The organism is Paenibacillus koleovorans NBRC 103111 (assembly GCF_004000845.1).
GTDB lineage: Bacteria > Bacillota > Bacilli > Paenibacillales > NBRC-103111 > Paenibacillus_AA > Paenibacillus_AA koleovorans.
Genome location: NZ_BIMA01000106.1, coordinates 1 through 25367, shown reverse-complemented (window position 1 = coordinate 25367; position 25367 = coordinate 1). Strand labels below are relative to the sequence as shown.

The 25367-nt window shown below is 56.7% G+C and carries 24 protein-coding genes; 10 read left to right on the top strand and 14 right to left on the bottom strand.

What is annotated here, in order from left to right; all coding sequences use genetic code 11:
- From PKO02S_RS25530 to PKO02S_RS25510, 5 genes are all read right to left on the bottom strand, one after another.
- The coding region (locus tag PKO02S_RS25530) for a NifU N-terminal domain-containing protein (RefSeq protein ID WP_174819956.1) at positions 1 to 306 on the bottom strand (306 nt) is incomplete at its 3' end.
- Positions 307 to 442: 136 nt separating this feature from the next.
- Positions 443 to 1030, bottom strand: coding sequence for a guanylate kinase (locus PKO02S_RS25525; RefSeq protein WP_127587530.1), 588 nt, complete (start codon positions 1028 to 1030; stop codon positions 443 to 445).
- 187 nt (positions 1031 to 1217) lie between these two features.
- On the bottom strand, positions 1218 to 2042 hold the full coding sequence (locus PKO02S_RS25520; protein ID WP_127587528.1) for a flagellar motor protein MotB: 825 nt from the start codon (positions 2040 to 2042) through the stop codon (positions 1218 to 1220).
- A complete protein-coding gene (gene motA, locus PKO02S_RS25515) occupies positions 2017 to 2829 on the bottom strand; it encodes a flagellar motor stator protein MotA (protein ID WP_127587526.1) in 813 nt (270 codons plus the stop codon). The genes PKO02S_RS25520 and motA overlap by 26 nt, the downstream gene beginning before the upstream one ends.
- Before the next feature lie 187 nt (positions 2830 to 3016).
- Entirely contained in the window at positions 3017 to 3700 is a 684-nt protein-coding gene (locus PKO02S_RS25510; protein ID WP_127587524.1) for a hypothetical protein, read from the bottom strand.
- Positions 3701 to 4199: 499 nt separating this feature from the next.
- On the opposite strand from PKO02S_RS25510, the gene coxB reads away from it, so the two are divergent.
- The 6 genes from coxB to PKO02S_RS25480 all read left to right on the top strand — a co-directional run bounded on the left by coxB (position 4200) and on the right by PKO02S_RS25480 (position 9548).
- Positions 4200 to 5282 (top strand): cytochrome c oxidase subunit II, encoded by a 1083-nt coding sequence (gene coxB / locus PKO02S_RS25505; RefSeq protein ID WP_127587522.1) that lies wholly within the window; start codon positions 4200 to 4202, stop codon positions 5280 to 5282.
- A 63-nt stretch (positions 5283 to 5345) separates the two neighbouring features.
- Positions 5346 to 7148, top strand: coding sequence for a cytochrome c oxidase subunit I (ctaD, locus tag PKO02S_RS25500; protein ID WP_127587536.1), 1803 nt, complete (start codon positions 5346 to 5348; stop codon positions 7146 to 7148).
- Positions 7145 to 7762 carry a cytochrome c oxidase subunit 3 gene (locus PKO02S_RS25495; RefSeq protein WP_127587520.1) on the top strand — a complete coding sequence of 206 codons (618 nt, stop codon included), beginning with the start codon at positions 7145 to 7147 and terminating at the stop codon, positions 7760 to 7762. Before ctaD ends, PKO02S_RS25495 begins: the two co-directional genes overlap by 4 nt.
- A gap of 1 nt (position 7763) precedes the next feature.
- On the top strand, positions 7764 to 8078 hold the full coding sequence (locus PKO02S_RS25490; protein ID WP_127587517.1) for a cytochrome C oxidase subunit IV family protein: 315 nt from the start codon (positions 7764 to 7766) through the stop codon (positions 8076 to 8078).
- A gap of 65 nt (positions 8079 to 8143) precedes the next feature.
- Positions 8144 to 9046 (top strand): cytochrome c oxidase assembly factor CtaG, encoded by a 903-nt coding sequence (gene ctaG, locus PKO02S_RS25485; protein WP_127587515.1) that lies wholly within the window; start codon positions 8144 to 8146, stop codon positions 9044 to 9046.
- Positions 9047 to 9089: 43 nt separating this feature from the next.
- Positions 9090 to 9548 carry a DUF420 domain-containing protein gene (locus PKO02S_RS25480; RefSeq protein WP_127587513.1) on the top strand — a complete coding sequence of 153 codons (459 nt, stop codon included), beginning with the start codon at positions 9090 to 9092 and terminating at the stop codon, positions 9546 to 9548.
- Positions 9549 to 9617: 69 nt separating this feature from the next.
- On the opposite strand, the gene PKO02S_RS25475 is transcribed toward PKO02S_RS25480, so the two are convergent.
- The 7 genes from PKO02S_RS25475 to PKO02S_RS25445 form a co-directional block, all read right to left on the bottom strand.
- The gene (locus tag PKO02S_RS25475) at positions 9618 to 11141 is read right to left on the bottom strand and encodes a glycoside hydrolase family 88 protein (protein WP_127587511.1); all 1524 of its coding nucleotides are present in this window, start codon (positions 11139 to 11141) and stop codon (positions 9618 to 9620) included.
- Between the two features lie 12 nt (positions 11142 to 11153).
- Complete coding sequence (locus PKO02S_RS25470; protein WP_164821686.1) at positions 11154 to 13463, bottom strand: AraC family transcriptional regulator; 2310 nt, start codon at positions 13461 to 13463, stop codon at positions 11154 to 11156.
- 114 nt (positions 13464 to 13577) lie between these two features.
- The gene (locus PKO02S_RS25465) at positions 13578 to 15068 is read right to left on the bottom strand and encodes a type 2 periplasmic-binding domain-containing protein (RefSeq protein WP_164821685.1); all 1491 of its coding nucleotides are present in this window, start codon (positions 15066 to 15068) and stop codon (positions 13578 to 13580) included.
- An 84-nt stretch (positions 15069 to 15152) separates the two neighbouring features.
- On the bottom strand, positions 15153 to 15548 hold the full coding sequence (locus PKO02S_RS25460) for a Rieske (2Fe-2S) protein (protein ID WP_127587505.1): 396 nt from the start codon (positions 15546 to 15548) through the stop codon (positions 15153 to 15155).
- 24 nt (positions 15549 to 15572) lie between these two features.
- Complete coding sequence (locus PKO02S_RS25455) at positions 15573 to 16448, bottom strand: carbohydrate ABC transporter permease (RefSeq protein WP_373865245.1); 876 nt, start codon at positions 16446 to 16448, stop codon at positions 15573 to 15575.
- Positions 16448 to 17305, bottom strand: a complete 858-nt coding sequence (locus tag PKO02S_RS25450) for an ABC transporter permease (RefSeq protein ID WP_127587532.1) — start codon at positions 17303 to 17305, stop codon at positions 16448 to 16450. The genes PKO02S_RS25455 and PKO02S_RS25450 overlap by 1 nt, the downstream gene beginning before the upstream one ends.
- A gap of 72 nt (positions 17306 to 17377) precedes the next feature.
- On the bottom strand, positions 17378 to 18478 hold the full coding sequence (locus tag PKO02S_RS25445) for an amidohydrolase family protein (RefSeq protein ID WP_127587503.1): 1101 nt from the start codon (positions 18476 to 18478) through the stop codon (positions 17378 to 17380).
- A gap of 271 nt (positions 18479 to 18749) precedes the next feature.
- On the opposite strand from PKO02S_RS25445, the gene PKO02S_RS25440 reads away from it, so the two are divergent.
- The 3 genes from PKO02S_RS25440 to PKO02S_RS25430 all read left to right on the top strand — a co-directional run bounded on the left by PKO02S_RS25440 (position 18750) and on the right by PKO02S_RS25430 (position 22614).
- Positions 18750 to 20147, top strand: a complete 1398-nt coding sequence (locus PKO02S_RS25440; protein WP_127587501.1) for a M24 family metallopeptidase — start codon at positions 18750 to 18752, stop codon at positions 20145 to 20147.
- Positions 20148 to 20259: 112 nt separating this feature from the next.
- A complete protein-coding gene (locus tag PKO02S_RS25435) occupies positions 20260 to 21333 on the top strand; it encodes a Gfo/Idh/MocA family protein (protein ID WP_127587499.1) in 1074 nt (357 codons plus the stop codon).
- 156 nt (positions 21334 to 21489) lie between these two features.
- Positions 21490 to 22614, top strand: a complete 1125-nt coding sequence (locus PKO02S_RS25430; protein ID WP_127587497.1) for a response regulator — start codon at positions 21490 to 21492, stop codon at positions 22612 to 22614.
- A 24-nt stretch (positions 22615 to 22638) separates the two neighbouring features.
- Here PKO02S_RS25430 and PKO02S_RS25425 read toward each other — a convergent pair whose 3' ends face one another.
- On the bottom strand, positions 22639 to 22926 hold the full coding sequence (locus PKO02S_RS25425) for a hypothetical protein (protein WP_127587495.1): 288 nt from the start codon (positions 22924 to 22926) through the stop codon (positions 22639 to 22641).
- 60 nt (positions 22927 to 22986) lie between these two features.
- The gene (locus PKO02S_RS25420) at positions 22987 to 23319 is read right to left on the bottom strand and encodes a YtxH domain-containing protein (RefSeq protein ID WP_127587493.1); all 333 of its coding nucleotides are present in this window, start codon (positions 23317 to 23319) and stop codon (positions 22987 to 22989) included.
- Positions 23320 to 23498: 179 nt separating this feature from the next.
- On the opposite strand from PKO02S_RS25420, the gene PKO02S_RS32850 reads away from it, so the two are divergent.
- Entirely contained in the window at positions 23499 to 25160 is a 1662-nt protein-coding gene (locus PKO02S_RS32850) for a PP2C family protein-serine/threonine phosphatase (RefSeq protein ID WP_176594940.1), read from the top strand.
- The last annotated feature ends 207 nt before the right edge of the window (positions 25161 to 25367 follow it).

Here is a 25367-nt window from a genome sequence, read left to right as displayed (position 1 = left end):
GACACCCGCACCGCCACCAGCCCCGGCCCCACCATCACCGCCCGCCGCGCCGCCTCCCAATACTTGCTCGACTCTCGACAAAATCGTCTGCCAATCCGCCTTCGGATTGCGATCCACCGCCAGAAAATCCGCCGTATGGAACACGGACGTAACGCCTTCAATCGCAAGCAACTGCCGTATCGGCTCGGGAGCCGCTCCAGCATTCCGCTTGTCGTATGTTCGTTTCTCGCCTTTGCTCAGCGTTTGGTCCAAATTGATTTTCATCGAATTCGGACTAGGTGTAGGCTCTATGGAAATCATGCGCATGATCGATTATCCTCCTGACTCGAGCTCATTTATCATCTCCTATTGTGTCACAATCGCCGTCAAAAGAAAAACCCCGCTCCCACAGAAGGAAACGAGGCACATAATAAATGGTTATGCAGTTGCCGCCCGAAGCAGCTTAATCCAAGTTCAACAGCTGCCGATCCAAGTAAGGCTCGAGATAGTTCGTGATCGCGAATACCGTATGCGCCAAATCCAAATTCTCAAACACGAAATCGCATTGGCTCTGGTACGCCATCGCATCGTCGTAATGGGACATGTGATTGCGGATGACATCCTCCGAATCCCCGCGATCCCGTTGGCGTTGCAGCACGGAGTCTCGGTCGGCGTACAAGAACAGCTCCGTTACAAGATCACCATAAACTCTTCTCAAAATCGAAGCTCCGTCATGATTCAATATCAGGTAGATGAAATCATCGGCGGCAAGCAGCTGATCCAAATCGGATTGCCGAATCCCGTAATGATTGCCGTTAATCGTAACACTTTCAATAAACTGCCCGGCCTGCTCCGCCTCCTGAAACTCCTCGACACTAATGAACTGATAGTCCTGGCCTTCCACTTCCCCGGGGCGCTTCCCGCGAGTGGTGCAGGAGAGCACCTTGCGCAGCTCCAGCGTCGTACCGACCATATCCGCCACTGTCTTCCGCCCGGAACCGTCGGGCCCGGTAAACACGAAGATCCGCGATTTCGATGTGAGTCCAGTCATGGATAATCCACCTTCCGTTTAGTGAAATGGGATGTTCCTACATAATATTCGCTTGGAACGGATGAATATGACGGCTCGCCTAACAAAATAGACGGCTCAATCTTAAGGGTATTAACTAATACAATTCGCCGCAAAAGGGGAGAATCCTGCCGCAAAAGGTGATTTCATATATCTAGCAACCATTCGCCTACTGCGTTGGAGCCGAGAGGGACGTCCCGGTCTTGATGTTGCGCAGAATCGACACCTCGACGCGGCGGTTCATCGCACGGCCTTCTGCGGTCGCGTTCGTCGTGATAGGTTGAAACTCGCCACGCCCGATAACACTAAACCGCTTCTGATCGATCTGGCTCGTCTGCAGCAGGATTTTAAAGAAATTCAAAGCCCGCTTGGAGCTGAGGTCCCAGTTCGTCTCAAACTGCGCGGTGCTGATCGGAATGTTGTCCGTGTGCCCGGCCACTTCGATCTGATAATTCGGATACTTCGCCAGCATCGCACCGATCGCCTGTGCCAACCGCCGCGCCTCCGGCTTCACTTCCGCGCTGCCGGAGCCGAACAAGGCGTTGTCGCGGATCGTAATCACGAGCTGATCCTCGTTGAGCTTCGTCTCCAGCTGTGTGGACAAGCCGTTGTCCGCAATATACTGGTTCAGCTGCTTCTGCAGCTCTAGCATATCCTCCAGCTCTTGCTTCATCTGAGCCAGCTGCTCCTTCGTCGCCTCGGTCAACACGATGGTGGACCGGCTCTGCTGCGTGAAGTCCTGCGTCTTGTCGTGATTCTTATCCGTAGGATCCAGCGTGATCGGAGGGATCTGCGACTTCTCGAACAAGCTGACTCCGCCGTTGAAGGCCGAGTTCAAGCTGCGCATAATTTGATCGTATTTCTTGGAGTCCATCTCGCTCGAGGCGAACAGGATGATGAACAAGGCCAGCAAAAGCGTGAGCAAGTCGGCGTAGGGGATCAGCCAGGTTTCGTCTGCGTGCTCCTCTTCATGATGCTTTCGCTTTTTGGCCACGTTCCTCTTCCTCCTCGTTGTTTTGTGGACCGTAACGTTCGGAAGGAGTCAGGAACACCGACAGCTTCTGCTCGATGGCAATGGCGGAGATCCCGGATTGAATCGACAGGAGGCCTTCGACCATCATGAGCTTGATTTCGACTTCCTTCTTGGAAATCTGCTTCAGCTTCGTAGCGAGCGGGTGCCAGAGGACGTACCCGGTGAAAATCCCGAGCAGCGTCGCGACGAAAGCGGCGGAGATCAAGTGGCCGAGCTCGGCGACATTGTTCAGGTTGCTAAGTGCCGCGATCAGACCGATAACGGCACCCAGTACGCCAAGCGTAGGGGCGTACATGCCGGCTTGCGAGAATATAAGCGCCCCGGAACGATGACGTTCCTCCATGGCGTTGATCTCTTCCATCAGAACGTCGTGAATGAACTCTTGTTCGTTGCCGTCGATAATCATCCGCATCCCGTTGCGCAGGAACGGATCGTTGATGTCTTCCACCTTGCTCTCGAGAGCAAGCAGCCCTTCGCGGCGGGTAATCGTCACCCACTCGATGAACAACTGGATCAGCTCTCTCTTAGGTGTAAGCTTTTGCTTGATGAATACGATGCGGAACAGCGCAGGCACCTTGGCCAGCTCGGACATGGGGAAAGCGACCATGACCGCGGCGACCGTACCTCCGATGATGATCAGAATAGCGGCATAATTTAAAAGGGATCCGAGGTGGGCTCCCTTCAGCACCATCCCGACGCCAACGGAAAGGATCCCTAGCACGACCCCTATTAATGTAGATTTCTCCAATTGTGACACCTCTCGAATTTTAGTCTATACCCTTTTATCGGCATACAGAATCAATTCGATTAGAGACAATCCATTCCCTCCTAAGACTCTTGCAAAATCCGACAAGTTGCCGACAGTCCACGTAAAAAGGCACCGGGGACTTGCGCCGCCCAGTGCTCCGCCAAAGCTATATAGATGAAGAAACTCGTCAAGGCGTCAGGTCGATGATGCCGTGGTCGCCGAAATGATCCTGCACCAGGGCGTTCAGCTCCGGCACATAAGGCTGCAAAGGCGCTCCGCGCCAAGCTTCATGCGCATATCGGCTGAATTGGTTGATGAAGTCCGCGTTAGCTGAAAGGAACACATTTACTTTGTCCGGGTGCAGCTCGCGTATTTTTTGCGTCAGCTCGGTCTGCAGCTCGCTCGAAATATCCTGCGGGTTCGGGATTGTAGGGAACGAGTACTTCTCCATGGCGATATCGCCCGGCTGCAACGGCTTCACGATGCTCGAGTGATCGTCCACCCCGGGGGATGCGATCGTGCGGTCGCTGCGGTAACGCGTTCCTTTCCCTTTGGCCCCTGTAGCGGTCCCGTCGAGCAAAATCGCCACATACACATTTTTATCGGTAAGGATAACGAAGGAGCTGCGAATGCCCTTCATGTCGTCGATGACGTCGGAGTCCGTCTGGCTGAATGACATAGTCGTATTGTTGTGGTCGGCTGCTCTCAGCTGCGTATTGTACGTGCGGTAGCCGGTTGCTTCGTGTTGGGCGGTCCGGCTGCCATAGTCGGAAGGGCTGTTCTCGAAATGTCGCTTGTACGAGCAAGCCGTCAAGCTGGTCGTTATGGCTACGCATGCCATCCATTTCATCATCGCATTCGCGCTCGGCATAATAGGCAATCCTCCTGGCCGGTTGATGATCAAATTCTTATCCGTATTGTCTGCTTCCCGGGCCAGAATATGCGCCTTACTCGCATCAGGCAATACGCGAAAATTTTGCATAAATCGACAGAGAAAAGGAAATAACCAATATGTGATCCTTTGTGGAAATGCCCCTCTAAAAAGGTCCGTTTGGAGGGGGCAAAAATGGCGAAAAGCCTTGATATGAGAACATTTTGTGAACTGTGCCAGGAAGATTGACAAAAAAGTGGTACCTATTTATAGTTAATAAAGTGATTAGGGTTTGTTGACAAGATATGGCCATCCGGAGTCCGATTTTTCGACGGCTTGGGGCGGTTTTCGAGTGTCGGGAGCGAAGGTGCCGAGAGGCCTTTCGCCACTGCCGCTTCGGGGTAGCCAAGCCCGGGTAACAGACGCCGGATCGCTATAATAGATTGGTCTTCCTCGCACGATTGATCTATGTAAAACCAAGAATTGGGGTTGATGATGAATGAAAAGGTGGCAAACTGTATGGCGCATAGTCCCGCTTCTGGCGATGATGACGTTCATACTATCGGGCTGTGGTATTGACGAACTGACCACTTTGAATCCGAAAGGGCCGGTAGCTGAGAAACAGTTGTGGCTGATTCTAATTTCCCTTGTCGTGATGATCGCAGTATTCGTCGTCGTGGCCATCATTTACGTGTATGTACTTGTTCGTTTTCGCAAACGTCCGGGCCAGACCGGTGTGCCGAAGCAAGTAGAAGGCAGCCACAAGCTGGAGATCATTTGGACGGTCATCCCGTTCCTCCTGCTCCTCGTCATCGCGGTTCCTACCGTTAAGTACACGTTCGAGCTGGATAAAGACTACTCCAAGGATCCGAACGCTCTGCAGGTGAAAGTAACCGGCCACCAATTCTGGTGGGAGTTCGAATATATGAACGAGAAAATCGTTACGGCGCAAGATTTGGTTATCCCGACCGGCCGCACGATCTCGTTCCACCTGGAATCCGCTGACGTCAACCACTCGTTCTGGGTGCCGACGCTGGGCGGAAAGAAAGACAACAACCCGGGCTTGACCAACATGCACTACCTGGTCGCTGACAAGCCTGGCGTTTACTACGGAAAGTGCGCCGAGCTCTGCGGGACGTCGCATGCGCTCATGGACTTCAAGGTGAAGGCCGTAACGCCGGATGAATTCGATCGCTGGATCGCCGGCATGAAGAGTCCTACCGGAACAGCTTCCACCTCGGCTCTGTACAAGGAAGGCGAAGAAGTATTCAAGAAAAGCTGCATCGGCTGCCACGCGATTTTCGATACGACCACGAAACAGGTTGTAGGCGGCAAGGCGGCTCCTAGCCTCGTGAACTACGGAGACCGCTTCACCGTAGCCGGCATGTTGTTCAACCGGGAAGCAGGCGATCTGAAGGCCAACCTCAAGACTTGGCTAGTAGATCCTCAAGCTGTGAAACCGGGCAACCTGATGCCGAATCCGATGACCGTTCCGGGCTCCAAGATGGAGACAACGATGGAACTGACCGAGAAGCAAGTCGATGCGCTAGTCGAATACTTATCCGCACAGAAGTCGAAGTAAAGGGGGTTTCAAACGTTGGCACACGCACATGCTCACCATGTTAAGAAAGAATACCGCGGTTTGATGGACTGGCTTACGACCGTCGATCATAAGAAGATCGGTATTCTATATTTGCTGGCAGGCGGATTTTTCTTCCTGATCGGCGGACTTGAGGCGATTCTGATCCGCGTTCAGCTGATGAAGCCGATGAACGACGCGATCGACGCATCGATGTTCAACCAGCTCCTGACGATGCACGGCACGACGATGATTTTCTTCGCCGCGATGCCGCTCATCTTCGCCTTTATGAATGCGGTCGTCCCGCTACAGATCGGGGCGCGCGACGTAGCGTTCCCGTTCGTCAACGCCTTGGGCTTCTGGCTGTTCTTCGCCGGCGGCGTACTGATGAACCTGAGCTGGCTGCTCGGAGGCGCGCCTGACGCAGGCTGGACCGCTTACGTGCCGCTCTCCACGCCGGAATACGCAGGCAGGGGCGTAGATTACTACGTGCTAGGCTTGCAGATAGCGGGGATCGGGACACTTATCGGGGGTATCAACTTCGTCGTTACGATCATCAACATGCGTACACCAGGCATGTCTTTCATGAGAATGCCGCTTTTCACATGGGCATCCTTCATTACATCGGTACTGATCCTGTTCGCATTCCCTGCCATCACGGTAGGTCTCGTACTCCTGATGTTCGAACGGTTGTTCGAAGCGAACTTCTTCGATGTGGCGGCCGGCGGCAACGTCGTTCTCTGGCAGCACATCTTCTGGATCTTCGGACACCCGGAAGTGTACATCTTGATCTTGCCGGCATTCGGCATCATCTCGGAAGTAATTAGTACGTTCTCCAACAAGCGGCTGTTCGGATACAGCGCGATGGTATTCGCAACCGTCATTATCGGTTTCTTGGGCTTCATGGTTTGGGTGCATCACATGTTCACGACGGGCCTCGGTCCGGTGGGCAACGCGATCTTCTCGATCGCGACGATGCTGATCGCCGTTCCGACGGGGATCAAGATTTTTAACTGGCTCTTCACGCTGTGGGGCGGACACATCCGCTTCACGACCGCGAACCTGTTCGCCGTAGGCTTCATTCCTACATTCGTAATGGGCGGGATGACCGGGATCATGCTGGCGGCTCCGGCTGCGGACTTCCAGTTCCATGACACGTACTTCGTCGTCGCTCACTTCCACTACGTTATCGTAGGGGGCTTGGTATTCGGCTTGTTCTCCGGCCTGTATTACTGGTGGCCGAAGATGTTCGGACGCATGCTGAACGAGACGCTTGGCAAGTGGATGTTCTGGTTCTTCTTCCTTGGATTCCACTTGACGTTCTTCATCCAGCATTTCCTCGGACTGATTGGGATGCCTCGCCGAGTATACACATACTTGGACGGCCAAGGCTTCGGAACGATGAACTTGATCAGTTCCATCGGCGCCTTCATGATGGGCATCGGTACGATCCTGCTGATCGTCAATATCATCATCACCGGCATGAAACCTAAGGATGCTTCTGCGGATCCATGGGACGGCCGTACGCTCGAGTGGACGATTCCATCGCCGCCTCCGGAATACAATTTCAAGCAGCTGCCTCTCGTACGCGGCCTGGACGCTCTCTTCAAAGAAAAGCAAGACGGCAAAAAGGAAATGACGCCGGCAGAACCGCTGCAATCGATTCATATGCCGAACGGTTCGCCGTTGCCGATCATTATGTCCACCGGCTTGTTCATCGCCGGATTCGGATTCATGTACCAGAACCACTGGGTAGCCGCCGGCGGTGTCGTAGTCGCTTTGATTTGTATGCTGCTGCGCTCCGTGTTCGACGACCCGGGTTACCATATCGAGGTTGAAGAGTTGCAGGATAAGGAGGTCAAAGGATGAGTAGCCACGCAGATTTGCACAACTTGCCTGCGGAACCCGAGAAGGCGACGCTGGAAGGACGCAATAAAGTACTGGGCTTCTGGTTGTTCCTCGGTGCCGAGACGGTTCTCTTCGGCTGCTTGTTCGCGACCTTCATCGGTCTGCGCAACCAGATTGCCGACGGCCCTCCGGGCATGGAAATTTTCAAGCTGTCTACTGTAGCTCTTGCTACATTCCTGTTGTTGACGAGCTCCATGACGAGCGTGCTCGCCGTGCAAGCGATGCATCGCAAGTCAACCAGCGCCATGCAGCTCTGGTTCGGGATTACCGTCTTGCTCGGACTTGGATTCCTGGGTCTTGAAATTTATGAGTTCTTCGAGTATGTGCATGAGGGCCACAAGTTCTCCACGAGCGCGTTCAGCTCCTCGTTCTATACGTTAGTCGGGTTCCACGGAGCCCACGTCTTGTTCGGGGTCATCTGGATCTCCTTGCTGATGCTGCAGCTGGCTCGCAAAGGGCTCACGGTCGTTACGGCACCCAAGCTGTATTTGGCAAGCTTGTACTGGCACTTCATCGACGTCGTTTGGGTATTCATCTTCACGATCGTCTACTTGATGGGAAAGGTGGCCGAGTAAGATGGCATCCAATCATTCCTCATCCGAGCAAAGCAACCATCGTCACTATCATGAGGGTCCTAAGAATCACTACTTGTCGTTCGCGTTGTCGATTGTCCTGACGATTCTGGCTTTCGTCGTCGTCTACGCCGAGATCGGACGGACGTTCACCCTGTTGTTCATCGTCATGCTGGCGTTGATTCAAGCGAGCTTCCAGTTGCTGTTCTGGATGCACATGAAAGATCGCGGACATTTATATGCAGCAGTCGGGATCATCTTCGGATTCGTCATTGCACTTACGGGTGTTGCAGCAGTCGTATTTTGGATTTGGTGGTAACCATGTCGGGGGGCGCGCAGGATGGCCCCCCTTTTTTGTTAAAGTAGAAGGGAGTGGATGATGTCATGCTCGGTCTGCAATATTTCAGCTTCAGTGAAATCTGGAGTCCGCTTAACATGGTCATCGCCATACTGATTGCTGTCGCTTACTTGGGATTGATCGGTCCATACCGGACGAAGGTATTCCGGGAATCGGAGCCGGTGTCCGTAGGCAAAGCTTTATGCTTCCTGCTCGGTTTGCTCGTGTACTATATGGCCCATGGGGGACCGATCGATCTGCTCGGACATCTCATGTTCAGCGCGCATATGACGTCGATGACGCTTGCCTATCTGGTAGCGCCGCCGCTGATGCTGCTCGGTATTCCGGGCTGGATGATCCGGCCGTTGATCCGCCACCCGCGGGCCAAGAAAGTATTCGCGTTTCTGACGCACCCGATGCTGACCGTGTTTATTTTCAACGTGTTGTTCTCGTTTTACCACATGCCGTTCATCCACGACTATGTCATGACACATTTCACCGTGCACCGGATCTTGTTCTTCGTGCTGCTGGTGTCCGCGTTTATGATGTGGTGGCCGGTGCTCAATCCGACGCCGGAAGTGAACCCGATCTCCGAGCTCAAGAAGATGGCGTACATTTTCTCGATGGGCGTGCTCATTACACCGGCTTGCGCATTGCTTATTTTCGCCGACTCGACGATCTATGCAACGTACAACGACCCGGCGATCTGGGCACAGGCGATGGGCTACTGCGTGCCGACGAACGCACAAGCGTTGCTGCAGAGCTTCAGTGGAGGACCGGCGGATTTCTTGCTGCTGGGCGCCCAGGAGGATCAACAGCTTGGCGGCGTCATTATGAAGGTAGCCCAAGAGATCGTCTATGGTTGGGCGTTAGGTTATGTGTTCTTCAGCTGGTATGGCCGCGAGAAGGGCGATGACAACGAGATGGAACCGGGGCCAGCGGCTGTATAAGAGGCTTTCCTGCAATTCAGTTCAGATGGATGGTGTATAAGCTATGTTCAAACTTTTGCCTACCCTCAGTACCTCGTTTATCGTCATTAGCGCCATCTGCGTCGCCATCGGCTGGGTGCTGATCGCGCGCCGTAACATCCAGGCCCATCAGCGCGTCATGACGCTCGCCGGCGTATTCGCTACGCTGTTCTTCATCTTCTACTTGTCCCGGACCATCTTCGTAGGCAACACGCTGTTCGACGGACCGGAGTCGGTGAAGCATTACTACTTGGCGTTTCTGCTGTTCCATATTGTGCTGGCGACCGTCGGCGGGGTTATGGGCATCATTACGCTTCGCTGGGGTTACAAAAATCAACTCGCCAAACATCGTAAAATCGGTCCATGGACGTCGATTATCTGGTTCTTGACCGCGATTACAGGCGTGACCGTCTACTATCTGCTCTATATCAAATATCCGGGCGGCACAACGGCGCCGGTATGGGAAGCGATTTTCGGCAATTGATGGAAGAGTTCGAATGAAGTAAGAAGCTCCCGGGGGAACTGAACCGGGAGCTTCTTGCTTTGTCTTACCTTACGCACCTTGCGTATACGCATACAGCTGTGCCCACAGGCCGAGCCCCATCTGCGACAGCACGCGGTAGCCGCCGCGCTGCAGCTCCATCCCGCCGGCGTTGTGCTGGGCTACGCCCGCCAAGATGCCGTCCGGCGTCAGATAGGCGGCCAGCGCCGCCAGGTTGTGCCGGGCGATATCCATGTACGCTGCCGGGAGCAGTCCGCGGCCGGCAGCTAGAGCCAGCGCCGCCGAGATGCCGGCGGAGCCCGAGGTGTCGATGCCTGTCGCGGCATCGTCCAGGAAGCACGCCCAGAGCCCGTCGGGCTGGCGCCACTCCACAGCGATCTGAGCTACGCGGACGATCTCCGTTTCGAGCTCGGCCATGCCGGGCAGCCGCGAGTAGGGGGAATCGCGGAGCTCGACGCATGTCTTGACCAGCCCGAGACAATACCACGCGAAGGCCCGCGCCCAGCTGCGAAAAGTGTGCTCCTGCGAGCGCAGCATATAGCGAAGATAGACATGCGGACCGCGCGCCAGGCAGTCGCGTCGCAGCAGCACCTGCGCGATCGCTTGCTCGGCCATGTCCCGGCGGCCCAAGCGGGCTGCCAGCACGGCGAGGGGGTAAGCGACGGTGTAGCAGCCTTCGGCGGACACCATGTCGTCGTCCATGACGACCCCGCCGTGTCCTAGCCCTTTGCTCTCGAAGAACGCGATCGCCCGAGGTATCACGGGATGGTCGGCCTGGAGCTGCGCGATGATCGCCACCGGGAGGGTAGCCTCGATCGTCGTGAACCTTCCGTCCGCCTGGCGGCCGTGCAGATCCTCATATAGCAGCTGGCCCCGGTCGTCAAAATATTGACGCAGGTGCAGCTCCAGGACGGGATCGACCCGCTCCGCCCCGAGCAGCGGCCGCAGGCAGTGCAGCCCGTCGAGCACGCAGCCCTCCATCCAGCCGAACGGCTGCAAGGAATGCAGCGAGAGCAGCGTAGCGAGGGCCGACTCCACGCGGGAATCCGGCTCGCCGATCGCCAAGTGGGGAGTGAACAGCAAACGCTGCTCATCCCCGCCCAAGCCGTCAAACACCCAGAGCGGCTGCAGCCCGCCCCGGACCTCCAGCCGCACTCCCTCGCGTACGACGGCAGCGGTCTGCTTGGCCGTCAGCACAAGCTCGAACGGCTGGAATACATAGGCATAGCGAATATCCAAGGCGCCGATCCAAGTGCCCGAATGAAGCAAATACACATCCACCTGCCGGGCATCTCGATAATCCAGCGCGACCGAGAGACGCAGCCGGCTGCTTACAGCCGAGCCAGGCCGAATCGAAGCCGCCTGCCGCCCCCGCGACTCCAGTGAGTCCTGCTGCAGCAGCTCCGAGTCCGGCGTCTCCAGGTCGAGCTTCACGCCCTCCCAGCTCAATTCCATTCCATCCGGGCCTTCGCCCACATAGACCGCACTCCAGCCTTGGGCCACCCTCTTCCCCTCGGGAAGGGCCGCCGCGGAAGCCCGTATCACTTGAGCGGGCCTATACATCCTTGCGCTCATAGAGGCCTCCTTCTATTTGAATTGCTCCCGATATTGGCTCGGGGTCACCTGTACCATCTTTTTGAAGTTGCGATTGAAATTCGAAGCCGTGCTGTACTGGAGCCGTTCCGCGATGTCCGAGATCCGCATGTCCGTCTCCGCAAGCCAGCGCTTCGCGATCTCGATACGATAGTTGGACAAGTAGTCGGAGAAATTGACGCCGGTGTCCTTCTTGAACACCCGACTGATATAGCTCGGATGGTAGTGAAGCCGGGCGGCGAACATGTCGATGCTCAGCTCCTGGTCGTAGTGCCGCTCGATCTCCGAGATGATCAGCATCGAGATGTTCACCTGCTGCTGGCGCTGGCGCTCCTCCGTCCATGTCAGCAGGGGCTCAACGACCAGCTTCCACAGCCAGTCCTCGATCTGTTCGGTCGTATGCATACGCACCAGGATGTCCGAAGAGAACATCTCTTTCTCAAAGACCTCCTGTACAGATGCGCCGGCATCTTGCACCAAGCCGGTCATATTGTTAAACAAACGGCCGATGAAGTGCTGGTAGTCGTGATGGTTCAAAGGGTGCTCGAACAAATAGGCGAGCAGGGCATGGAGCCGCTCCCGGGCCTGCTCCGGGTTCGCCTGCTTGATCGCCTCCAAAATCTGAAATTCCAGCTCCCGGGGGTAGCGGAACGTCGGCTCCGAAACCGGCTCGACTTCGTCGATGAACAGGATCGATTCCGAGCCGAGCCTCACCCGGTAGGCCAGGGCGTCCAGGCTCTCCTGATGGGCGAGGGGGGCGTAGAGGAAGCTGGAGTAGCTCCGGCTGATGCCGATGCTAATCTTCAGGTTCAAATACGTTTTGACATTCGTCCGAATTTCCTCGGTCTTATTGAACACTTGGACCTTGAAGGGCATATCCTCCTCCAGACCTCCGCCCAGGATCAGGATGAGCCCTTGATGCTGGATGACGGGACTGAGCCGCATGGACGGAGGGACCAACTCCTCCACGATGTTGTGAATCGCGAAGCGCATGAGATTCATGTCCTTGTCCCGGTAGCGAGTCCCCTCTAGCGTATCGATCTGGATTGCAAGCACGCACCATTGGTCCCACTGCGTAGGGAAGTCGTGCTGGGCGAGCTGATCGTCGATCGTGTCGGGCGGCACCTCTCCCTGCAGCAGCTTGAAGACGAAAAATTCGCGAGTCTGGTGATGGAGCAGCTCGATCTGGCCTCTGAGCTTCGTGCTGGACTGGGACAAGTGCACCAGATGCTCGCTGATCGTCTCCAGCTCGTTGTCCCGTTTCTTCAAGCGGTTCGGCTGGATGGAATGGTAGATCCGGTTGATCGGCAGGTAGAGCCGATGGGAGACGATAAACGACGTGGTGATGACGAGCGCGATCAAGATGGCGGCGAACAAAATCGTATACAGCTTGATGCTGTCCGATTTGCGCATCAGATCGGCCAAGGGGGTGATCGACACATACATCCAGTTGTTGTACAAGGCGTGGTTGTAGTGCACGACTACCTTTTGACGGTTCTGCTCGTAGAAGAAGAAGCCTTCCGGCTCGGAGCTGGCCCGGATCGTCCTGTAATAAGCTTCGTCCTGCACGCGCCTCCCGATCTCCCCGCCGTTCAGGCTGGCGAGGACCGCGCCCGTGTCGTCCAGAATCAGCGTGTTGCCTTGCCCGCCGGCATCGCCCGTGAGGCGCTTGCCCAGCTCCTGCATAGGTATGTTTACGGTGATGAGGCCGACCGGATCGATCGCATTCAGCGGAATATGCTTGATCAGCTTCAGGACGTAGCCGTTTTTCTCGTCTTGCGTCAGCTTCCAGTACGAGCGGCGGGTGTCGTCACGGTAAGACAGAAGCATGCTTTGCAGCGTATATAAATTTTTGTCGTGCGTCTCGATGATCGCCCGATTCTGCATCGGGTAGATGGCGCCGCCCTCGAACACCCAATTCTGGCGATAGCTCATCATGTGGACGTTCTGGATGCCCAGCTCGAATACTTGAATCTGCACGAGCTCATAGATCAGCTTCTCGAACACGACTTGATTTTCAAATATTAGCGGCAGGTCGAGCGCAGTCTGCATAGAGACGGCGTTCGTCGTTACGGGCCGGCTGATCGCTTGGGTGGTCAAGGTATCGATGGTTTTGAGCAGGGATTCCACTTTTTCTTTGTTCTGCTTCAGGATCAGAAGCTGGCTGGATTTGACCTCTTCCTGTACGATCGCGGACGATTTTTGATAGGAATAGTAGCCTAACAAGACGATAGGCAAGATCCCGATAATGCAGCTGAGCAGTACCAAATTTTTGAAAAAGCTCGATGTAGGTAATGTTCTCATGGTGCCCCTCGCTCTACCCATAGTACCGTTCACCCCCATCATAGCATACCGGACGGAAGAAGGCAGGAAGGGGACTGTCCCCTTCCGAGAGGATACAGTCCCGCGCCATGCGGCTTACTTTTTCTTGTACAGGTCGGACAGCTCCTTGGCGACTTGATCGCCGCCGGTCTTTTTCCATTGCGCGACTGCGGCGTCGTAGCCGGCGTCGTCGATCTTGCCCATAATGTACTGAGCGCGCGCATCGAGCAGGATCGTCTTCAGCTGTTCGTTTTTCTCCGTCTGCGTAGGGGAGATCAAGCCGTTCGACGGATCCGGGATGCTGACTCCCGCATGCTCCGCCATCCGTTTCTTCAGCATATTGTCGGTGTCGGTCGTGCCTACCGGGTACACGACGGCGTCGGTGGTGATCAGGTTTTTCAGATCGTCCAGGTTGAATTGGTCGGCAGCCGGCTTCTTCTCATTTTCTTGAGCGATTTTGACGAACTCGGCTTTGGCCGCGTCGCTGTTGACGGCGTTGAAGTAGCGCAGCACTTCCTTCAAGTCTTTTTCTGTCTTCACGCTGGTCTTCGGGATGAGCGCTCCGCCGTAATGGCCGGCGGCGGCATAGGCTTTTCCGTTGATCGGCGGGCTGACGGTGAGCGGGAACCGGTTTTTCGTGTCCTCCATCTGGAAGTAGTAGAAGGGAACGACCGCATCGATCGACTCGATGCTGGAGCCTACCTTGTTGTTGTACAAATCTTTGCGAGCCTCGTTACGGACGACGATTGCAAAGTTTTTGTTGATCAAGTCCTCCTGGTACAGCTTGCGCACGAACTTCAGCCCATCCTTGTATTCCTTGGTCTCGGCGTCTTTGACGAACGTCCCGTTTTTATCGACCGACCAGTTGTTCGGAGCGCCGAACCAGGCGAAGATCTCGCTAGGGATGTTGTTTTCATAGATCATCAGGCCGTACGTATCGTTCGCGCCGTTTTTATCCGGGTCCTTGTCCTTGAACGCTTTCAGCATAGAATAATATTCATCGATTGTCGTCGGTTCCTTCAAGCCTACGTTGTCGAGCCAATCCTTGCGGATAATCGTAGCCAGACGGACGAGAGGGCGCGGACGCGGGATCACGTAATTTTTGCCGTCGATCGACAGATTGTTCAGGATCTGCTTGTCGTAGTTTTTGAGGTTCGGGAACTCGTTGTAGTAAGGAGTCAGGTCCCAGAACATCCCCGAGCGAACACCGTTCAGGATCGAAGTGATAAACGGATTTTCGACCATGATCGCCTGCGGCATATCGCCGGATGTCATCGTGACGTTCAGTTTTTCATTGTACACGTTGAACGGCACGTAGGTGATGTCCAGCTTGGCGTTCCCGATACGCTCCGTTTCCTTCACGATGGGCCCATCGGCTTTTGGAGCCGTGTTGGACAAATAGACGTTCAGCATGGACACCTTGGCCGGTCCGGCCGGCGTCGCGGCGGGCCCCCCGGATGGACTGGCCGAGCTAGAAGCGGACGGCTTGTCGTCGGATGCGCCGCAGCCCGAGAGCAGGGCGGCGGTAGTCAGGATGGCCACGCCGAGCGGGCCACCCCATGTTTGGAGCTTGCTTTTTTTGTTCATTTGCGACTCCTCCTTTTTGGGAATAAGCATAATTATGAGTCATGCGGCCGGCAGGGTAATGCCGGCGGCTTTGAAACCGGATGATTACAACCAGATGTAGAGATCGCCCGCCTGGAGCTCCAGATCGGCTTTCTCCAAGCGTTCCTCTTCGGCGCCGCCGTCCTCAAGCTTGCCGGGCCGAAGCTTGGTATCGGGATCGACCAGATGCTCGCCCGTAATCAAGTCGAACTCCCAGCCGTGCCAAGGACAGCGGACGATTTCATTGTCGCGACCCAGCTTGTATTCATAGACCGAGGACGGCAGGCGCGTGCCCGTGATGACCCCCTTGCAGACGGGAGCCCCGAAGTGCGGGCAAACATTGCGCCAGGCGTAGTATTCGCCACGGACCTTGTAAATGCCGTATTCCGCGTTTTTGACCTTGACGATCTTGCATGCGCCTTCGACGATTTCGTCTTTGTGGGCGACCCAAATCTTTTCCATCGCGAGTACCTCCTGCCTGGACCTTTAGCCTTTGATTGAGCCGACGAGGGCCCCTTTGGCAAAATATTTTTGCAGAAACGGATACACGAGCAAGATCGGGGTTGTCGCGACCGTGATGACGGCCATCTTCACCGTATCCGGCGGAATCGAGGATTCCCCCTCCACGGAGCCCTGCTCGACGAACCCGGCCTGAGACACCATCACGATTTGGCGGAGCAGCACTTGGATCGGCCATTTCTCCGTATCGTTGATGTACAGGATCGCATGCATGTACGTATTCCATTGGAACACGGCGTAAAACAAGGTCAGCGTGGCGATCGCGGGCAGCGAGAGAGGGATCATGATGCGGAAAAACATCCGCAAGTCCCCGCAGCCGTCCATTTTGGCCGACTCCTCCAGCTCCTCCGGAATGTTTCGGAAGAAGTTGATCATGATAATGAGATAGAAAGCGATAATCGCTCTCGGCAGCATCAGCGACCAGTACGAATCCAGCAGGCCGAGCTCCTTGACGATCAGGTAGTCCGGGATCATCCCACCCTGGAAGATCATCGTGAAGACGATTAGGAATAGGATCGTCCGACGAAAGTGAAAGCGCCGACGCGACAGCGGATAGGCGAACAGCGTCGTGAACAGCAGGCAGATGAGCGTCCCCAAGACCGTGATCATGACAGTGATCCCCAAGCTGCGGGGCAGGGCATTCGTCGTAAAAATATATTGGTACGCTTTCAAGGAGAACTCCGTCGGCACTAGCAAAAAGTTTTTGGAGTTGTACTCGGCGACGGAAGCAAACGAGCTCGAGATGACGTGAATGAACGGAATGATCGTAATCAGGGCGAACAACACGAGCAAAGTGACGTTGACGACATCAAACAAATGTTTCCCCATGCCTTTGGGCGCCATTAATATAGTCCCTCCTCGCCGAATTTCTTGGCGATCCGGTTCGCCAGCATCACGAGCAGCAGGCCGATGATGCCTTTGAACAGGCCGACGGCGGTGGCGTAGCTGAGCTGGCCGTTGATCAGACCGACCCGATAGACGTACGTATCGAACACTTCGCCCACGTCGCGGTTCAGCGAGTTGACCAGGTTGAACACATGCTCGAAGCTCGTCTCCAGAATATCGCTCAGCTTCAGCAGCAGCAGGATGACGATCGTGCTCCGGATGCCCGGCAGGGTGATGTGCCAGATTTGGCGGAACCGCCCGGCTCCGTCCATCTTGGCCGCTTCGTACAGCTCCGGGCTGATCGCCGCGAGAGCCGCGAGGTAGATCACCGTCCCCCATCCCGTATCCCGCCAGATAACCTGGAGGATGTACATCGGGCGGAATAGATCCGGATCCATCATGATGGAGAAGGTCGGCAGCCCCAGCGTCTCGAGAATGGACTGGAACAAACTCGTCGGCGATTCGAAGACTACGAAAAACATGGACACCACGACCACCCAGGACATGAAATGCGGAATGTAGACGAGCGTCTGGATCGAGCGCTTGAACCATTCCCGCCGCAGCTCGTTCAGCATGAGGGACAGGATGATCGGCGCCGGGAAAGCGAACACCAGCTGGTACACCGACAGCATCAGCGTATTGCGCAGCAGCATGAAGAAATCGGGATCGCTGAAGAGCCGGTGGAAATGCTTCAGCCCGACCCACTTGCTGCCGGTAAAGCCGGTGAACGGATGGAAGTCCTGAAACGCGATCACAACCCCGCCCATGGGCCAATATTTGAAAAGAATGAAGTAGAGAATTCCGGGCAGTGCCATGAAATAGAGCCAGCGATCCCGACGGATGTCTTTGAATATATTGTGTCTAGATGCATTCACCGCGGCTCCTCCTTAGCTCAAATTGGCTTTCTGATGCAGTCCGTATAGCTTGGCGGCATTGCCGCCCTGGATTTTGGCGCGCGTCTCTCTCGGGAAGGCCGTGAGCGCTTGTTTGGGCGGATCGAAATCCCAATGCGGATAGTCGCTCGAGTAGAGGAGGCGATCCTCGGCCTGACACATCTGGACGAGCTGGACGAGGTGCTCGGGAACCTCCGGCTCCTCGATCGGCTGCGTGGTCAGGTACACATGCTCGCGGATATAAGCCGACGGTAGCTGGCGCAGCCAGGGCGTCGTGTCCCGCAGCGCCTTGTAGTTCTTGTCCATCCGCCACATGAGATGGGGCAGCCAGGCGATGCCTCCTTCGATCGCGACGACCTTCAGGCCGGGGAAGCGCTCGAAGACGCCCTCGCACACCAAACTGTTGATGTGCGCCATGTAGTTGGTGGGCAGGATGTTGTGCCACTCCATGTACCGGGACGGATAGCCGGCCGGAGTAGGCGCTCCGGCCAGGCCGCGGCCTTCGGTCCCGGGGTGGATCGCGACCGGGAGGCTCAGCTTTTCCGCCGCCTCGTAGATCGGATGGTAGGAGCGGTGGCCGAACAGCCGCGTGCTCCCGCTGCACATGATGACCTCCACGATGTCGGGATGGCCGCCGATCCGCTCGATCTCCCGGACCGCCTGCTGCGGATCGGCGTGGTTGATCACCATGGCGCCTTTGAATCTGGGATCGGCCGCGAGCCAATGATCGATCAAATAATCATTGTAAGCGGACACGACCGCGCTGCCGTAATCCATATCGGGATTGAGCGACAGCTCCAGGATGTTCTGCCCCGTCAGAATCACATAGTCGAAGCCGAAGCGCTCGATATGATCCTTCACCATGTAAGCCGGGTGACTGCCTGGGCTGCCTCCTTCGTCCGGGATCGCGTCCTTCCTCAGCACCCCGACCGGGCTATAGTAGGGCTGGCCGACGCCGGTCCCGCCGCCGATCCATTGCTTGTGCCAGGGCTTATCCAGATAGGGGAGCAAATCCCGCGGATCTCGTATTCCGTTATGCACATCGGCATCGATTAGTAGGGGCTTTGGCTCCGATTGCGCCTTTAGGTTTTCCATCTGCTGACACCTCTTCGTCTTCGTCTTCGTCTTCGTGCTCTGGCCTTGTTCCTAATGTTAGCCGTGCCGCGGCTTCCCCACTATAATCAATTCGTGACAGCTCTGAATTCCATGCCAGTGCCGGCGTTATGCGGCGCGGCTAATCTTTAGGCGCACGGTATGAATCATTTTGTGCTTTTGCGTTTGATCGGCTGGCGATACAATGATGCGTTGACAGCAGCAAGGGCGGCCCCTACCATGGAAGTATCATGTGCTGGCGGAGGGATTCCTATTGAAATTCAAACGGATCGAGATCGAGTGGCCGGAGTTCGGCGGAGGAGAAGCGATTTCTTATGCCTCCATCGATGAGTATGAGGAGCGGATAACCAGGGCGAAGGAGCGAATGAAGGAGCACGGGCTGACCCATCTGGTCGTTTATGCCGATCGGGAGCATTTTGCCAACGTCACCTACTTGGCCGGATTGGACCCTCGCTTCGAGGAAGCGCTGCTCATTGTCGCTCGGACAGGGACGCCGCTGTTGCTGGTTGGGGTGGAGTGCGTAGGTTATTTGCCTATCAGTCCGTTGTACAGGGCGGGCCGGCTTAGAACGGAATGTTACCCGACCTTCTCCTTGATGAACATATCCAGGCAGGGTGGCCGGAAGCTAAGTGAGATTTTCTCTGAAGAAGGAATCGGAAGCGACTCCAGGATCGGGTGTGCGGGATGGAAATATTACTCTGAGGAGGAGCACCCCGGAGGAGCGCATGCGCTCGACTGTCCGTCGTATATCGCCGACACTTTGCGCAGTCTCGCCGGTTATGAGAACGTGACGAACGCGGCTGCTCTGTTCATCGACCCGGACCGCGGGCTGCGAACATCGTGTTCGGCGGCGGAGATCGCTTACTTCGAATACACGAACGTGCTTGCGTCGGAGGGGATGAAGCGCGTGCTGCTGGGTATCCGCGAAGGGATGACGGACCATGAGCTGCTCAAGCGCGCAGAGTATAGCGGCGAGCCTCTCGGATCCCATATGACGTTGAAAGCAGGCGGCAATCGGATCGGCCTGTCGAGCGCCCGCGGGGAGATTGTGACGCGGGGCCTTCCGCTCTCGTCCAACATCTGCTACTGGGGCAGCAACATATGCCGTGTCGGCTGGGTGGCGGAGTCGGCGGACGATTTGCCGGAGGAGGCAAGGGGCTATATAGATGACTTCGCCGGGCCGTTTTACGAGGCGATGGGCGAGTGGCTCGGTCTGCTGCAGGTAGGAGCGCGGGCTGGCGATTTCGTGCAGCTGGTCGGTGACCGGCTGCCTGCCGAGCGGTTCGGCATCAAGCTGAACCCCGGGCATCTCATCCATCTGGACGAATGGATCAGCTCGCCGTTTTATCCGGCTTCGGATATTCGGCTCCGCTCCGGCATGGTTATTCAACTCGATGTCATTCCGAAATCCCCGGTGTACGGATCCACACGCATGGAGGAGGGGTACGTGCTTGCCGATTCCGCTTTGCAGACGGAGCTCGGGGAGCGCTTCCCCGCCATGTACGCCCGCTGTCTGAAGCGGCGTTATTTCATGCGCGAGATGCTCGGCATCCGGCTGCATGAGGATGTGCTGCCGCTCTCCAACATCCCGGGCATCGTAGTGCCGTTTCTGCTGGAGCCCCGCTCGATTTTCGCGTTATCAGAACAATGAGGTATAATTAGACGGGACAAGTTGCCCAAGTACAAGCAATCGCAGATAAGCGGACTGTTGTACCATAAGGTAGTGGCAGAAAAAACTATGAAGATGAAGGAGCGTGAATGGGATGCAAAAAGCGGACGGCATGAATTATGCGCCTCAGGGAAAGCCGAGACCGGTGGTCAAGCCGGGGGAATTCGTATTCGCGGCGGCGGCGCTCGAGCATGGTCATATATATGGGATGTGCAACGGTTTGCTGGAAGCCGGAGCGACTTTGAAATGGGTGTACGACAAAGATCCGGCGAAGGTGGCGGCTTTCGTCGAGCGGTTCCCTCAGGCGCAGCAGGCGACGGATGTGGAGCAAATTCTGCAGGATCCGGAAGTACAACTGGTGGCCGGGGCGGGCATTCCGTCCGAGCGCTGCGAGCTGGGCTTGCGGGTGATGGACCACGGCAAAGACTATTTCGTCGACAAGGCGCCGTTCACGACGCTGGAGCAGCTGGAGTCCGCCCGGGCGAAGACCGCGGCGACCGGCAAGAAGTATGCCGTCTATTACAGCGAGCGGCTGCATGTGGAGAGCGCGGTGCATGCCGGGCATCTGATCCAGGACGGCGCGATCGGCCGGGTGCTGCAGGTGATCGGTCTCGGGCCGCATCGGTTGCGGTTGCCGTCGCGTCCGGATTGGTTTTTCCAGCTCGAGAAGTACGGCGGCATCCTGTGCGACATCGGCAGCCATCAGATCGAGCAGTTCCTGTCGTTCTCCGGCTGCTCGGATGCGCAGGTGGTGCAGAGTAAAATCGCCAACTACAACCACAAGGCTTACCCGGAGTTTCAGGACTTCGGCGACGCTACGCTGATCGGCAACAACGGCGCGACCAACTATTTCCGCGTCGACTGGTTCACGCCGGACGGTCTCGGCACTTGGGGCGATGGACGGACCGTGATCCTCGGTACGAAAGGCTATATCGAGCTGCGCAAATATATCGACATCGCCCGCAGCGGGGAGTCCGATCACTTGTACCTCGTCAATGACGAAGGGGAGCAGCATCTGGAGCTTCACGGCAAGGTCGGGTTCCCGTTCTTCGGGGAGCTGGTGCTCGATTGCCTGAACCGGACGGAGAAGGCGATGACGCAAGCGCATGCGTTCAAAGCCGCCGAGCTGTGCCTGCTCGCTCAGAAACAAGCCGTGCAAGTGGAGTAGAGGTATTCGATTGGTCGTGAGAGAGTCTTGGTTAACGGGTGTTACATACCGTATCTGAGATTCTCTTTTTTTTGTGTGCCTCAAACTGGATTCGCATGGTAAAATGTACATGGCTATGTTAGTTCGGACTAGGTCTTAAAGGGGAAATTGTTAACCATGTGGACTGCCATTCTGGTGGATGACGAGAAACCGGCCCTGCAGCTGTTGGGTAAGCTGGTGGAAGAGCAAACGAATTTGAAGGTGGTTGGGGCGTTCACGCGGGGGGCGGAGGCGCTTGAGCAAGTGGTGGCGCTTCAGCCGGATGTAGCGTTTCTGGACGTGGAGATGCCCGGCATGAACGGGCTGGAGCTCGCCTCGGAGCTGACCAGCCTGCTGCCGCAGCTGGAGATCGTGTTCGTCACGGCCTACAAGGAGTATGCGCTGGAGGCGTTCCGCGTGCATGCGATCGACTACCTGCTGAAGCCGGTAGGACCGGCGGAGATCGCCCGGTGCTGGGAGAGGCTGAAGCGCCTGCTCGGTCCGGCGGAGGTCGCCGCCGCGGCGGAAGATCGACCGGCCCGGATGTATTGCTTCGGCCGCTTCGAGCTGTATGGGCCGGGCAAGGGAGAGGCCGTCCGGTTCTCGACCTCGAAGGTGGAGGAGCTGCTCGCCTTCATGATTACCCATGGCGGGGCGAGCCTGACCAAGTGGGAGATCTGCGAACAGCTCTGGCCGGAGGCCGAGCCCGAAAGGGCCGAATCGAGCTTGTACACGGCGGTGTATCGTCTGAAGAAGTCGTTCGTCGAGCACGGCATCCATTACCGGGTCGAGGCGCAGAAGGGCAGCTACCGGTTGCTGGGCGACTGCAGCTGCGACCTGATCGACTTCGAGCGGATGGCCGAGGAGCTGAGCGGGATGGGGCATTCGACGCTGGAGGATATCCAGAAGGTGTTCACCATGTACCGGGGGCCCTTGTTCGACGGTAAAGACTACTCCTGGAGCCACACGCTGCAGGAACGTATGAAACGCAAATACGCCCTGCTCGGTAGGCGCTTGGCTTGCGCTTACATGGAGCAGGGCGCCGGGAAGCAGGCGACGGATACGCTATTGCGGCTTATTGAGCACGATGCCTTTGATGAGGAATCGTACGAGCTGCTGCTCGAGATGCTCGCTCATCTGCACGACCGGGCTACCTTTCTCCAGGAATATGACAAGTACAAGTCTATGCTGGAGAAGGAGCTGGGGCTGAAGGTGAAGCCGCGCATGAGGGAGCTTCGCCTAATGTTGCTAGAACAAGAATAAGCCGGCTTTGAAACGTCGGAGCTGCTATTGCAGCGGATCTGGAATGAGATTCGCTTCGAGCAGCTCCGCGTTCGTTTTCATCCTTTTCATATCTTCCCCGAGCTTCTTCATCTCATTCTCATTCGGTGCCATGGACCCGTTCTGCGTTGCGGCCAGTCGCTGGGCTTCCGCCTCGGCGGTTGCAGGCTGCTCCGGCTCGAACGGCTTGTCTAGCGCCGCCTTCCTGCTGCTGTGCGGGACTTCGTCGCCACGCCTGTAGTCCTCTACAAAGGCTACACCTTCATACTGGTTCGATTGCGTTGATTTCTCCACGCTCCATTCCTCCCTCTTTCCGGCGTACGGTCGCACGTCCGCGTGTTCGGATGGCGTAAGTCAGTTCGGCTTCGAGAACTGCTCGTCTGCGCGCTCGCGAATCGACTCCTTCGCGGATTGCAGCGACTCCGTCACCGCTTGTTTGCTTTCCTTGGCTTTGTCCATCAGATCGGCCGCTTGGCTGCTGACCGTCTGGGCGACTTCCTTGCCTTTGTCTCGGGCCGTCTCGGCCAAATCCATAGTCTTCTCTCGGATGGAGCGATAGCGATTCGACAGCTCTTCCCTCATCTTGGCTCCTGACTTCGGGGCTAGCAGCAAAGACGATACCGCGCCGATGACGCCTCCGATCATGAAGCCTGTCATCCACCCGCTGCGGCTGGTTTGCGTTGCCATAGTGTATCCTCTCCTCGTTTGAAATTTTTTTGATGGAACGGGTCCATGCCATCCTATACCCGACTTTTCAGCCTTTGAAACAATGTGGTATAACTACATACAGGAGCGTTGCATTAGTTTACAAATGTTGGATGGGGATAGGGACTGTCATTCGGAGCCCGCCAGAGGGGAATGATCTTATGAGCATCGTAATTGTAGACGACAATGCCACGAACTTGCTGATTATAGAAAAAATATTGCGCAAGGAAGGATACGAGGATCTGCTCAAAGCTTCTTCCGCGCAAGAGCTGTTCGATTTGCTGGGCATGGAGACGGACAGCCTGGCCGAGCCATCGGTCAACCTGATCCTGATGGATATGATGATGCCGGGGATTGACGGGCTGGAGGCTTGCCGGCGCGTGCTGCGGCAGGAGCGGTTTCGGGATATCCCTATTATTTTCGTGACGGCGCTGGGCGATTCCAACAAGCTCGCCGAGGCGCTCGATGCCGGGGCCAGCGACTACGTAATGAAGCCGATCAATCGCGTGGAGCTGCTCGCCCGCATTCGTTCGGCGCTACGGCTGAAGCAGGAGAAGGACTGGCACAAGGAGCGGGACAAACGGATCAAGTACGAGCTCGACTTGGCCATGCAGGTGCAGCTCAGCGTGCTCAGCGACCCGATCGAGGACGAGCATGTGCGGATTCGGGCGTTCTATGAACCTTCTTCGGAGCTAGCCGGGGATTTCTACACATGGCAGCGGATCGGGGAGCACCGGTACGGAATCATCCTGCTCGATGTGATGGGGCACGGCATCTCTTCTTCGCTCGTCTGCATGTACATTTACTCGGCGCTGCGCGAGTCGATTACCCGGATGACCGACCCGGAGGCGGTGATGCAGGCGCTCAATCGGCAGATGAACCAGCTGCATATGGCGGACGAGCTAATCAACTATTATTTTACGGCGATCTACTTGGTGCTCGACATCGAGCGGAAGACGATCGAGTACGTCAACGCCGGGCATCCGGCCGGAATCGCGATTGTGGACGGCGGCGAGTATAAGCTGCTGACGGAAGGCTGCTGCGCCATCGGCTTCTTCGACAAGATCGAGATTACGAAAGGCGTGCTCCGGTATGACGAGCAAGTGAGCCTGCTGCTGTTCACCGACGGCGTGGCCGAGTGGATCGGCGAAGATCAGGAGCTTGGCGTGGAGCGGCTGCTGGAGGCTTGGCGGTTGGCGGGGGATACGGGTGCAGGTGCCGAGGCGAATGGCGGTACGGGCGTTATGGGGGCTTCGGGGGCAAGCGTGAGCGGTGAGGATGGCGGAGGTACAGGAGCAGGAGCAAGTGCAGGAGCAGGTGACGGGGCTGGTGCACGTGCAGGAGCAGGTTGCGAGGCTGGTGCAGGAGCTGGTGCAAGTGCAGGTGACGGGGCAGGTGCACTTGCAGGAGCAGGTTGTGAGGCTGGTGCAGGAGCTGGTGCAAGTGCAGGTGACGGGGTAGGTCCACGTGCAGGAGCAGGTTGCGAGGCTGGTGCAGGTGCAGGTGCAGGAGCTAGTGCAAATGCAGGGGACGGGGCAGGTGCACATGCAGGAGCAGGTTGCGAGGCTGGTGCAGGTGCAGGTGCTGGAGCTGGTGCAGGTGCAGGTGCAGGTGCAGGTGCAGGAGCTATTGCAAGTGCAGGAGCTGGTGCAAGTGCAGGTGACGGGGCAGGTGCACTTGCGGGAGCAGGTTGCGAGGCTGGTGCAGGTGGTGGAGATGTGGCCGACGATGAGCTGAGGCGTTTGGTTGGTCGGTTGCGCGGGCTGGCTAAGCAGGACATGCCGCAGGACGACATGTGTTTGGTGATGATTTCTACGGTGTGAGTGGTGCGGCATTCAGTTAGCGGATTCGGCATGTGGCGCGTGGAATGGTTACTCGAAACTAACTAACTTCCCTCCACGCCCCGCCGATCCAGCACAGTTGCACGGTTTTATCGACTAACTCGCCGTAACTGCTTAGGTGGCTTGCCGCGCAGACACCTTACAGTAGCAAATCCAACTCTCCCACCACCTTTATGCACGAAAAATCCG